Raw genomic sequence first — 11,430 nt, 5'->3', positions numbered from 1 at the left:
ATGGTTCCGCCTTCCGAGCGTCACACGCCGAAACTGGAGAGCACCTCGCGCAGCCGGGCGGCGAAGGCGCGGGGGTGGGTGGTCAGCCCGGCGTGCCCGCCGGGGAACTCCGAGGTCGCCAACCCGAGGTGGGCCGCGAGGCGTTCGGCGGCGACGTAGCCCCACACGCCGCGCGAGTCCTGCCCGGCGGCCGGGACGACCCGCGTCGGCCCGGTCTTCATCGCGTCCAGGTCGTCCATGTCGAGCCGGTACTCCCGGAACGCGGGCAGGTCCCGGGACAGGAAGAACTCGATGTTCGCGGTCCGCCGTTCGTCGGGCGGCGGGGGCATCGCGACCCCCGGCTCGGTCGCCAGCCGGCGGAAGTCCACCCCGTTGAGCGCGCCCAGGCGCAGCAGCGCCGGCAGGCCGCCAGCGCTCCGGTGCAGCTCCTCCGCCTCGTCGAGGCCGGCGTTGACCGTGCGACACAGGTCGTCGGCCAGCAGGTCGAGGATCGGCGGCTCGTGCGTGACCAGCACCCGGACCTGTTCCGGGTGCCGGGTGGCCAGGTGCAGCCCGGTGAGACCACCGATGCTCGAACCGAACACCACCGCCGGCTCCGAGGTCACCTCGGCCAGCAGCCGGTGCACGTCGTCGGCGTGGGTCTCCACCGGCACCGGGCGGCCGTCGTCGGGGTCGATGACGCTGCGCGACAGGCCGCGCCGGTCGTAGGTGACCACGGTGTACGCCTCGGCGAGCTGCGCGACCAGATCGGCCGCCCGGTCGGCGTCCCCGTCCCCACCCTGGAGTATCAGCAGCACCGGCCCGGAACCGCAGATCTGGTAGTACAGGTTGGCGTCCGGAACCCGAAGCGTGCGACCGATCTCACTCATACGCCCGATCGTCGCGGGCGGACCTAACGCGAACCTTGCGTCCGGCTGTAGCGCCCCGGGGCACCCGCTGGCGGCGGTGTCAGCCGGTGGGGGTGTCAGCCGGTGGCGGCGAAGGTGTCGCGCACCGCCGGTTCCAGCGACCGGCCGGTGGTAGGTTCGACGAACAACTCGGCCAGCAGCAGGTCGGCGAGGTAGGTGGGGTTGAGACCCGCCTCCCGGCGCGCGAGAGCGTGCAGCATTCCGCCGCAGCCCAGCGCGGCACGGACGGCGGGGGCGGGCAGGCGGCCGACCCGACGCGGCCGGCCGACGGCATGGGCGATGCGGGTCATCATGGCCGCCCAGGTGAGGTTCTCGTCGGCGACCGGGACGTCCCCGCCCCGGGCCTGTTCGAGCGCGTCGGCGGCGACCTCGGCCACGCTGCGCGCCGAGGCGGCGGCCGTTCCACCGGCGGGGACCGCCAGCGGCGCCCGGGACCGCGCCCACCGGTCGAGCGGACCGGCCCAGTTGGGCAGCCGGTCGCCGGCCCGGCCGAAGACGAACGGCAACTCCAGCACGGTGACCGGCAACTGCGGGCCGGCGGCGGCGCGTCCCTCGGCGGCCTGTTCCCGCCGGCACCTGACGCAGACGTGCCGGTCCGCCAGGCGCCACTGTGGATGCCGCCGGTCGAAGAAGGTGTAGTACGACCCGGTCAGGACCGCCCGGGTGAGGCCCTCGGTGCGGGCAGCGGTGAGCAGGCGTACCACCGGGTCGACGAGTTCGCGGCGCAGCAGCGGGTGGATCGGCCGGGGCAGCACCCGCTGTTCGTCGGCCCGGGTGGCGAGGACGACACCGTCGTGGCCGGCGAGCAGCGGTCGCAGGTCGTCGGTCGAGGCGGACTCGACGTCGAGCAGGTGGTCGACACCGGGCCGGGCGGTACGGGCCACCGTGGTCACCCGGTGTCCCCGCCCGCGCAGCACCTCGACGACGTGCGCGCCGATCAGACCGCTACCACCCACCACAAGGATTCTCACGTCTCATCGTCCACTGCGGACCGGGCCGGTTGTCAAGCCACGGCACCGCCGCGACGGCCGCGGCCAGCAGCCGCTGCGGCTCGAACTTCTTCGATGTCATGCCGGCGAGGACAGGTCGCCGCGCTGGACAGACGTGAACTCAGTGCGCCCCGGGCCGGGTCCGTAGCAGGCTCTCGAAGCCGACGTAGCCGAGGATCAGCGCCGCCAGTCCGATGATCCCGAACAGTCCTCGCAGCCACCAGCCGGCCCGGCGGGGCGAGCCGACGACCGGGTCCGTCATGGGCCCATGGTATTTGACAGGGTCGATCAGAAGCCGTCGCGAAGCGCCGCGCGCGGGCCGGTCACAGGAAGTCGTCGGGCCTGGTGTCGGGCAGGGTGGCCAGCAGTTGACCGGCCAGCCGCCGGGTGCTGTCGTCCTGCCCCCGGTGGGTGAGCCGCACCAGCAGCTCCCGGGTCCGTGGGTCCCGCCAGTGGTGCCGGGTCAACGAGAGCAGCGCGGTCCGCCGGATCTCCCAGTCGTCGTCGTCCACCAGGCTCAGCAGCAGTTCCGGTACCTCCGGCCGGCCGGCCAGGTTCGCACCCAGCTGTTCGGCCGCCCGACGCCGGACCTCCAGGGACGCGTCGTCGCGGACCAGACCGACCAGCAGGACCTGCACCTCGGGATCGGTGCCGAAGTGCTCGCCGAGCGCGGCGGCGACCCGTGCGCGGATCGCCGGGTCGTTGTCCGCCAGCCGACGCATGAGCCGCAGCGTCACCGCCATGGACGTCGGGCCCTGCCGGGTCAGGCAGGTCACCGCCGCGTCGAACACGGCCGGGTCGGTGTCCAGGTCGATGCACTCCAACAGCACGTCGGTCACCGCGTCGGAGCCGCCGTACCGGCCGAGCGTCTGCACCGCGGCCAGCCGGATGCCGCCGTAGCTGTCCCGCCGGGCCCGCCGGCACAGCGTCTCCCGCAGGCCGTCGGAGCCGTCGTGCCGGGCGAGCGCCTCGGCCGCCGCGCGGAGCACGGTCGGATCGGGATCCCTGCCGACCTGCTCGGTCAGGCACTCCCGCACCGTCGGCTCGGGCGGATCGGCGAGGGCCGTCAGGCTCCGGGTGACCCGCAACCGGACGAGCGCGTCCCGCTCCTCGAAGGCCCGGCCGATCAGCAGGGTACGGGTGGCGTGGCCGATCGGCAGCCGCCCGGTGAGCAGGTCGACGGCGGCGAGCCGGACACTGGCCGTCGGATCGCGTCGGGCGCTTTCCATCAGCAGTTCCCCGGTGCGGGGGTCCGGGTACGCGTCGACCAGGCCGCGCACCGCCGCCAGGCGTACCGTCGCGTCCTCGTCCTCGCGGGCCGCCCTCGCCACCACGGTCCACCCGGCCTCCTCGGCCCGGTCCCGGTCGATCAGCGCGGTCACCGCGGCGGCCCGCACGGACGGCTCCTCGTCCTGTTCGATCAGGTCGACCAGCCGGGACCGGCACCGTCCCTGCGGGTCGGGTCCGGAGGCCAGCAGCCGTACCGCCGCCGTGCGCAGCCGCGCGGAGCTGTCCGAGCCGGCCAGCTTCAGCAGCAGGTCCATGTCCTCCGGGCCGGGTGGTCCCGGCAGCAGGGTGGTCAGCAGGCAGCGTCGTACCTCGTCCGGGGCGTCGCCGTCCACCCGTCGCAGTGCGGCGGCGCGGGCTGACCCGGCCCGCCCGGGCAGGGCCAGCAGGCCCTCCAGCGCCCGCTGCGCCACCCCCGGGTCGGGGTCGGTGTCGAGCAGCAGTCGCAGTGTCCCGGCGGCGTCCGGCACCTCGGTCAGGCGCGCGGTGAGCACCCCGACGGCGGCCCGGCGTACCGGGGCGTCGGAGTCCGTGGTGGCCCGGACGACCATCCGGCGGACGTCGTCGGACAGTGCGGTGCGACCGCCGAGGGACTGTACGGCCAGCGCACGCACCGCGAGGTCGGCGGAGTCGACGAGCCCACGCAGCACGTCCGGCAGGTCGGGGTCGGCGCCGAAGTGGGTGACCAGGGCCCGCACCGCGGCCTGACGCACCGCGGTGGAGATCTCGGCGCGGGCCTGGGCGAGCAGAAGGTCCCGGTACCGGCGGCGACCGCTGCGGTCCATCCGGGCGGCGGCCTCGGCGAGCCCGGCGACCAGGGTGAGGTGGGCGTGCCGTTCGGTGCCCTGCCCGAACTCCAGGAGCAGGAGATCCTCCAGCCGTTCGTCGGCGGTGGAGAGCGCGGCGGCGATCCGGGTGGCGAACGCGGAGCCCGTGCGCCAACTGGTACGTATCCCACGGCGGCGGTACCAGTGCAGGAAGGTCGTTCGGCCGGGCCAGTCCGGCCCCAGCACCCGGATCGAGGAGAGCAGCTCGTGCTCGGTGAGGTCGACCAGTTGGGGGTCCTCGGCGGAGATGCCGTGCTCGACCAGCAGCACGACCTGGCGCAGCACGGCCTCGCCCGCCTCGGCCAGGTCCGCGGGTTGCGGGGCCTCCGCCACGCACTGCGCGGCGAGCACCAGGTTCCAGGGCGGACCGCTCAGGTTCAGCGGCGGCCAGGGTCGGGTTCCCTCGGTGGCGAGCCGGACGATGAGGTCGTTGGCGGTCGGGACGGGCAGTGCGCCGGCCACCAGCCGGAGCACCTCCCGCCAGGACGGATCGGCCCAGTGGTCACGGAACAGCGAACGCAACCGGTCGGGGCCCCAGGAGGCCGGATCGTGCTCGATTCCGTCCACGATCTCCTCGGCACAAAAGAACTCCAGGAACGCCCGGTGCACGAACCCGAACAGCCGTAGGCCGTAGCGCTCCAGGATGAAACTCCGCTCGCGCAATTTGCCGATCATCGAGTAGGCCATGGCGAGTGCCCGCTCGTTTCCGAAACTGTAGAACGTGACGAGGTGGTCCCGGAAGATGAGTGCCAGCTCGTCGGACTCGATGCAGTTCCCGGCCGGCCCCGATTCCCGGAACTGCATCCGGAAGGCCAACTGGCGCAGCAGCCGGTGCTTCGCCTTCAGATCCAGCGCCGGCACCTCGCCGTGGCTCTCCCGCAACTGTTTGGTGACGTCCCACTCGGAGATCAGGACGTCGGTGACGTGTGCGTACAGTCGTCGCCTGTTGCGGGGCAGCGGGTGGCCCCGGCCGACGATGGCCATGAGGATCAGCAACAGCGGGTTGCCGGCGATCTCGTGCATCGCGCGGGAGTTGCGCACCACGTCGAGAAGCTGTCGCCGTTGCTGTTCCGCCTCCGCCTCGGTGGGCATCACGTAGCGGCACCAGTTGCCGAGGAAGCGGGCGATCTGCCCGTCGTCGAGATCCTCGATCGTGAAATGGTCGAACCCGGCGCTGGCGAAGGTCTGCCGCAGATATCCCGCCGCCCGCGAGGTGACCATCGTCAGCACCCCCGGGTACTCGCTGGCGAAGGTGGCGATCTGCGCGGCCACCTCCTCCCGCTGCGCGGGGTCGACCACCTCGTCGAGCCCGTCGAACAGGAACAGCGCCCGGCCGCCCCGGCGCAGATACGCCTCCAGCACCGTCCGGTCGAGTCCGGGCAGGCCCATCTGCTGGCTGTGGCCCACGTAGTCCAGCAGACCGTCGCACCGCCCGTCCCCCCGGTGCGTGGCGTACGACCGCAGTTCGATCAGCACGGGCAGGTGGCCGTCCAGCGCCGCCAACCGGGGCTCGGCGCAGACCCCGGCCAGCACCAGCGCCAGGTAGCGGGCGACCGCGGACTTTCCGGATCCGGCGTCGCCCAGCAGCACCATCATCCGCCGGGCGGGATCACACACCACGTCGAACAGCATCAACGCGTCCTTGGCCGCGTACTCCTCCCGCAGCCGCTCCACCTCCTCCGGGTCCACCACCCCGGGCAGCCCCGCGTCGTCACCGTCCGGCGTGGTCCCGGCCGGGCGCCACCAGGCCAGCGGCATCTCCGGGCGGGCTTCCTCGTGCACGCGGGGCTCCACGAACACCTTCGGCAGCCCGACGGTCAGGTAGCCGATGGTGGGTCGGGGTGACACCGCGTTCACCGGGACCGCCTCGTACATCAGGGTCAGGTTCCGGTAGTAGCGGGCCCGCATCTCCTCCGGCAGGTGGGTGCCCGGGTCGGCCGGCCCGCGGACCGGGGACCGGCCGCTGAGCACGTCGGTCAGCGCCGCCATCACCTTGGCGGTCAGGTCGTCCACGCTGGAGAAGAAGTCACACAGGTGGTGCTCCTGGAGTTCCCGGCGCAGTTCGACGATCCGGTCACCGTCGTCGCCCCGGTCCATCATGTGGCCCGGCCAGTGCGCGTCCTCGGCGAGCAGGAAGACCAGGCAGGGTTTTCCGGCCGCGAGCGCGGCGCGGTACTCCAGCTCCGTGATGGACGACGTGTGGCCGGGCGGCCGGAAGCCGTACCGCCAGGCGAAGAGGCCCAGGTAGAGATCACAGTCCCGGACGTCGTTCAGGCAGCGCTCCAGCGGTGGCTGGACGTCGGTGCCGTACGCCTCCATGGCGACGTCCTCAATCTTCAGCCGACGGGCCACGGCGTGTACGGCCAGACGGTATTCCAGCAGGTCCTTATGAGTGGCCGAGATGTAGACCTTCATGAACGGCACCCTCCGGGAGGGAGACTGGCGACCGTTGCTGAACGTATCAGCCGCCGTCATCGCCTCATGTCCGACGGACACTCACCGCGCGGTGCCGCACATGGGATTCCCACGCGGAGGCGGGCCTATGATGTCGGCAGCACGGATCAGGTCCGAGCGGGCCGGATCTCATTTTGCCCGGTTTTTTCCTCCGGCACGCATCCGGAATCGGCACGGATCACGGCGGCGCATGTCAATCACCAGGGGACGCATTCCGCGAGCCGGCGCGGACGGGTGCGGTGATGCGGAGGAAGTCATGCTCACACTCGGTGAGGTGCACACCAACCTGCTGCAGCACAGCACGGCGCTGGCCCACGAGCAGAGTTCCGAGGTACTCCGCCTGGTCGAGGGCGAGGCGGTGCTGACCTCCCGCCGTCCGTCGCTCTACGCGGTCTCCCCCGACGTCCGCACCGGGGTGGACTGCTGGCTGCCCAGCGCCCGACGCCGTCAGCTACGCGGGGTCGGTGCGGTGGTCACCCGGGCGATCGTCACCGGCGGCCGGATCGTGCAGGCGTCTTCGGTCATCCGGGTGACGGGCGGCGATCGACGCCGGCCGTGGTCGCACTACCTGGCCAACCCGGGTGTTCTGGAGACGGTGGGCAAGCTGGACGCCGTGGATCTGACCGCGGGATTCCTGCGCGGCGACGACGCCGACGTGCTGAACCTGGAGGCGATCACCGGCCGGGTGCTCGACGGCGTGCAGACCTCCGACCTGCTGGACCGGCGTCCGCCGCTGCGCGCGGCGCGTACCCGGCTGCGTTGGGCCGCGCAGGTCTCGACACGGCCGGAGCGGGAGGTTTCGGCCGTGGTCACCGTGGGCTCCCCCACGCTGCGTACGGTCGAACTGGTGCTGGATCCCCAGGACGTGCCGGACGCCGTGGCCGGCCTCTGCGAGGACCTCGCCCTGCACGACTGGCTGTTGACCACGCTGTCCTCCCTCGTGGAGGCCGCCGTCGCCCGCTCGGCCACCGGCCCGGAACACATCGAGCGGCTGCGGCCGGTGCTGGAGCACCTGCTGCACCTGTGGTTGCCCGGTGCCCGGGTGAGCCCCCGGCTGCGACCGATCTGGGACCGGCTCGAACAGGTGCCGGGGTTCAGCCGGCAGTGGAACTCATCGGTCACCTGGATCCGGGACCAGATCGCCCTGGCCAACCTGGCCCTGCTGCGTGACCTCGCCGGCCAGCAGGGCGGCAGGGCACTGACCACTCACCCGCCGATGAACACGTAACTCAACCGGTCGACCAGTTCGTCGGGCAACCGCACGCCCTCGCCGCCCGCCCGGCTGGTGACCTGCTGCGCGATCGCCGGGGGCACCGCCACCTGGCCGAGAATCGTCCGCACCGCCAGCTCCACCGCCAGGTACTGGGTGTCCATCAATGTCAGCGTCCGGTACGCGCAGAACGGCGCGGCGGCCGGATTCAGCTGGACGACGGCCGGTAGCGCATCCCACGAGTCGGGCAGCTCGCCGGTGAGCCGGTGCGGCTGCATCAGCGCCTCGCCGCGACGACGCAAGACGCCCAGCCGGGCCATCTGCCAGACCGAGGCGAGCAGGGCGCACGACCACACCCGGTTGCTCTCCTCACCGGACCACAGCTCGACGTCGACGAAGATGGAGTGCCGGGGGTCACCGGACTGCACCGGTGGGGACCACGGCCGGGGCAGCGTCATCGCCGGCGCGTCGACATGGCCGGGTGAGCGCATGCCGTTGGACAGCCAGCCCGACTCGCTCGACGGGGGGCGGCTACCGGTGGTGTGCCGGGGTGGCTCCACCACCAGGGCGTCGACGACCATCTGGGCCACCTCGACGCCGTCGTGCCGGGCGAAGCTGGACTCCCGGGCGACGTAGTCGAGCACCAGCCCCTGCGCCGCCGCCGCGCTCTGCACCCGCCCGATCACCTCGCGCGGGGTGCCGAACCGGTAGAAGTAGTCGTCCACCATGAAGCAGGTGCTGACCCGGGGCTGGCGACCCCCCGCCAGCCCCCGGCCCGCCAGCCCCGGGATGATCGCCGACCACTCGGCGATCCGGGCGAACCTGTCCCGCAGCTCCTGACATTCCGCGCCGAAGTCCTCGGCGTAGAAGTGCCCCAACTCCACCGACAGGTGCGCGTAGGCCACGTTCTCCGTACGGGCCACTGCGGCTGCCTCCTGGAACGTGACGTCCAGGTCGGTCACACGGCTTCCCATGCGGTCTCGTCGAACAACTTCGCGGTCAGCTCCACGAAGACGTCCACCGTCCCCGTATTCGCGATCTTGGTCTGCACGTCGTGGTCCGAGATGAGCTGCTCCCGCCACTGCAACAGCGGGTCGAGCGGCACCGAGCCGAGTCGGGAGGTACGGCCGACCCCCTTACGCCGGGCCAGCTCCGACAGCTCGTCGTCGCACTTACGCAGGAACGCCTGTTGGGCGAGGTCGAGATGACCGACCTCGCCGCCTCGGACGTCGATCACCGCGGTGCGGACGAACCGCAGTGACTCCCGCAACCGTTCCCGCTCGTGGCCGTACTCCCCGCCCATGGCCAGAATCCCGCCCGCCTCGAAGGCCAGGTCCGCCGCCGCAGTGACGTGTTGCGGGGTCCACCTGTGGAAGACCAGCCAGCGGGCGGTGACCTTGCACAGGGCCGGGGTGGCGGTCGCGGCCAGGGCGATGTGACTGGCGTACGACCGGCCGGCACTGAGGTCCACCAGGGTCAGGTCGAACTCCTCCTCCAGGCGCAGGAAGAGGTCGACACAGCGCTTGGCGATGTCGCTGGTGAAGCCGAACTCGCTGCCGTTGCGCTGGCCGGGTAGGAGCACCAGGGACCCCGAGCCGACGGGCCGCTGGCGCAGGCTGGCCCGCTCGGAGGTGCCCCAGACGTCCAACCGCTCGGGCGCGGGAATCTCCCCGCGCAGGTACCGGTGCAGACCGCCGCGGCTGGGCCCGGAGCCCTCCACCCCGTTGACGGCCTGCGGGATCTGGAACGTGACCCCCGCGGTCGGCGAGCCGAAGTCGTAGTCCAGGTAGCAGGTCGCCCGGCCGGACAGCGCGCTGCGGTAGGCGATGTTCGCCGCGGTCACCGACCGACCGGTGCCACCCTTGTGTGACGTGACGAAGACCAGCATCAGATCCCCTCGCCGGCCTTCTGCTGACCGGTGGTGACGTCGTTGATCTGCAGCAACACCGTGTTCGCCAGGGCGGCCGCCGTGCCCGGACGTTCGTCCACCAGCAGTTGGGCCCGACGCAGGCTCGACCGGATGCTGCGCATGTTGCGTTGCATCGCCACACCGGAGAACGTGCCGCGCATTATCTCCCGGTCGAACAGGTACTCGGCCTCGTCGACGAGATCCTGGGCGTACGCCGCGAGCCCGCCGGCCCGGGGGAAGGGCCGTTCCGAGAGCAGCTGACTGGCGTTGACCATCGCGTGCACCGCCCGCTCGGTCAGGTACCAGGAGGGTGCCTCGGGCATCGGCGCCAGCCCCGGGAACGCGCCACCGGCATGGTCCCACAACCCCTGGTGCCGACCGTCCGGGATGCGCCGCAGCAGCAGGTGGTCCCACACCTCGTCCGCCAACTCGAGCAGTTCGCTGCGCCGCCGGGCGTTGTTGAGCAGGCCGGCGACGGTTATCGCCCGCTGGAGCAGCACCGTGGAGAACTCGTTCACGTTCCACGTCATGATCGGCTTCGACTCACGGTCGTTGAGGATCACCTGCTTGCCTGGCGCGTGCACGAGCAGAGCCTGCTCACCGGGGGACGCGCGGCGGGTGATCCGCGCCCGCTGCGCCAACTCCACCAGCACCGAGGCGATCCGGCCGAGCTCCTCGTCGCCGCCGCGCCCCACGGCGAGCAGGCCCTTGACCGCCAACGACGTCGTCTGCAACGTGTAGTAGTCGGTCCGGTCGCCGTCGGTCGTCCGCCACGGGATGTCCTCGATCGGCCAGCGTCGCCGGTTGCCGAAGGTCGCCACCGTCGCCCAGTAGGTCCGGGTCAGCTCCCAGCGCAGCTGCAGCGCCCGGGACAGTCGCTGCTGTTCCTCGTTGAGCAGGCCGAGCAGGCGGGTGCGTTCGGAGTTCAGGTCCTCGATGGCGTCCATCGCGATGACCGTGAAGTAGAGGTAGGGGGCGTTCTCCGCGGACCCGGGACGCTGTTGGCCGATCGGTTCGGTGGTCGGGACCTCCTCGGCTCCGGCGATGGTTCCCCAGGACCAGCCGCACTCGAAGAGCATCTCGCTGTTGTCGAGGTCCTCGGTCACCCGACCCGACCCGAGGAGCACGCTGCGCAGGCTGGCCATCGTGTCCCGCAACTGATCGCGCAGCGCGTCCACGACTTCCCGGCGCGGCAACTCGTCCTGGTTGACCATGTCGCACAGCCGACGGCCGTGCGGGTCGGTGGCGGTGAAGACGGAGGTGCTGAAGCTGCGGAGCAGACCGACCATGGCCGCGGTCAGCCGCACGTTGGCCATCGCCTCCAGCTCGTCCAACTGGGCGAGGAGATCACGCCGCTGGGTGGCCTGCCGGTAGACCTTGACGAAACCGATCGTCGCCAGCGTGAGCGTGACGGACACCGCGAACGAGTCGACGATGTCCAGCGAGCGCTGCTCCTCGGTGAGCGGCGGCCCGTCCTCCGCCGGGGTGAGGTAGCTGCCGCCGGCGAAGATCGGCGTGCCGGCCTCGTCGGTGTAGCGGCGGAAATAGTCGATCATCACGCCGACCAGCTGACGGGGGACCTTGATCGCGTCGCCGAGCGAACCGAGTGCCTCGACCACGTCGTCGTCGACCCGGTCCGGATCGTCGAGCGACAGCACGGAAACCTTGGCCGCGGGGAGCAGCAGGGTCAGCAACTGCTCCGCATCACTGATCGAGTTGCTGCCGCTCCGGCCGCCCCAGCGCCATTCACCATTGTCCCAACAACTGCGCACCGTGGCCCGCCAGATGTCGAGGATCTCCTGGCGCGGCTGTATCCGCATGATCCACCGCCGTCTGCTGTAGTCGC

At 71.7% G+C, this 11,430-nt stretch carries 8 protein-coding genes; 1 reads left to right on the top strand and 7 read right to left on the bottom strand.

Annotated elements, in window-relative coordinates:
- Window positions 1–20 precede the first annotated feature (20 nt).
- The 4 genes from ACN261_RS18005 to ACN261_RS17990 all read right to left on the bottom strand — a co-directional run bounded on the left by ACN261_RS18005 (window position 21) and on the right by ACN261_RS17990 (window position 6,426).
- Window positions 21–869, bottom strand: coding sequence for an alpha/beta fold hydrolase (locus ACN261_RS18005; protein ID WP_421486527.1), 849 nt, complete (start codon window positions 867–869; stop codon window positions 21–23).
- 95 nt (window positions 870–964) lie between these two features.
- Window positions 965–1,864: an NAD-dependent epimerase/dehydratase family protein gene (locus ACN261_RS18000; RefSeq protein ID WP_425851165.1), complete on the bottom strand. Its 900-nt coding sequence runs from the start codon at window positions 1,862–1,864 to the stop codon at window positions 965–967.
- 154 nt (window positions 1,865–2,018) lie between these two features.
- Window positions 2,019–2,159: a hypothetical protein gene (locus ACN261_RS17995; protein ID WP_425851163.1), complete on the bottom strand. Its 141-nt coding sequence runs from the start codon at window positions 2,157–2,159 to the stop codon at window positions 2,019–2,021.
- 61 nt (window positions 2,160–2,220) lie between these two features.
- Window positions 2,221–6,426, bottom strand: coding sequence for a HEAT repeat domain-containing protein (locus ACN261_RS17990; RefSeq protein ID WP_425851161.1), 4,206 nt, complete (start codon window positions 6,424–6,426; stop codon window positions 2,221–2,223).
- 295 nt (window positions 6,427–6,721) lie between these two features.
- Here ACN261_RS17990 and ACN261_RS17985 point away from each other — a divergent pair, with 295 nt between their 5' ends.
- The gene (locus tag ACN261_RS17985) at window positions 6,722–7,693 is read left to right on the top strand and encodes an SCO2521 family protein (RefSeq protein ID WP_425851160.1); all 972 of its coding nucleotides are present in this window, start codon (window positions 6,722–6,724) and stop codon (window positions 7,691–7,693) included.
- Here the strand turns inward: ACN261_RS17985 and ACN261_RS17980 are convergent.
- From ACN261_RS17980 to ACN261_RS17970, 3 genes are read right to left on the bottom strand one after another with little or no spacing between them, the layout of a single operon-like run.
- The gene (locus ACN261_RS17980; RefSeq protein ID WP_425851158.1) at window positions 7,672–8,649 is read right to left on the bottom strand and encodes an SCO2522 family protein; all 978 of its coding nucleotides are present in this window, start codon (window positions 8,647–8,649) and stop codon (window positions 7,672–7,674) included. The two genes, ACN261_RS17985 and ACN261_RS17980, sit on opposite strands and share 22 nt — an antisense overlap.
- On the bottom strand, window positions 8,634–9,563 hold the full coding sequence (locus ACN261_RS17975; protein WP_425851156.1) for an SCO2523 family variant P-loop protein: 930 nt from the start codon (window positions 9,561–9,563) through the stop codon (window positions 8,634–8,636). Before ACN261_RS17975 ends, ACN261_RS17980 begins: the two co-directional genes overlap by 16 nt.
- Window positions 9,563–11,404: an SCO2524 family protein gene (locus ACN261_RS17970; protein WP_425851155.1), complete on the bottom strand. Its 1,842-nt coding sequence runs from the start codon at window positions 11,402–11,404 to the stop codon at window positions 9,563–9,565. The genes ACN261_RS17975 and ACN261_RS17970 overlap by 1 nt, the downstream gene beginning before the upstream one ends.
- Window positions 11,405–11,430 lie beyond the last annotated feature (26 nt).

Origin of the sequence: Micromonospora sp. WMMD723 (assembly GCF_049863385.1) — a bacterium.
Taxonomy (GTDB): Bacteria; Actinomycetota; Actinomycetes; order Mycobacteriales; family Micromonosporaceae; genus Micromonospora; species Micromonospora wenchangensis.
The sequence above is the reverse complement of the archived record's forward strand: the minus strand, read 5'-3'. Positions and strand labels throughout refer to the sequence as shown.

Coding starts and splice junctions, on each gene's coding strand:
- ACN261_RS18005 (WP_421486527.1), bottom strand. CDS start 869: ATGAGTGAGATCGGTCGCACGCTTCGGGTTCCGGACGCCAACCTGTAC.
- ACN261_RS17975 (WP_425851156.1), bottom strand. CDS start 9,563: ATGCTGGTCTTCGTCACGTCACACAAGGGTGGCACCGGTCGGTCGGTG.
- ACN261_RS17990 (WP_425851161.1), bottom strand. CDS start 6,426: ATGAAGGTCTACATCTCGGCCACTCATAAGGACCTGCTGGAATACCGT.
- ACN261_RS17985 (WP_425851160.1), top strand. CDS start 6,722: ATGCTCACACTCGGTGAGGTGCACACCAACCTGCTGCAGCACAGCACG.
- ACN261_RS17980 (WP_425851158.1), bottom strand. CDS start 8,649: ATGGGAAGCCGTGTGACCGACCTGGACGTCACGTTCCAGGAGGCAGCC.
- ACN261_RS17970 (WP_425851155.1), bottom strand. CDS start 11,404: ATGCGGATACAGCCGCGCCAGGAGATCCTCGACATCTGGCGGGCCACG.
- ACN261_RS17995 (WP_425851163.1), bottom strand. CDS start 2,159: ATGACGGACCCGGTCGTCGGCTCGCCCCGCCGGGCCGGCTGGTGGCTG.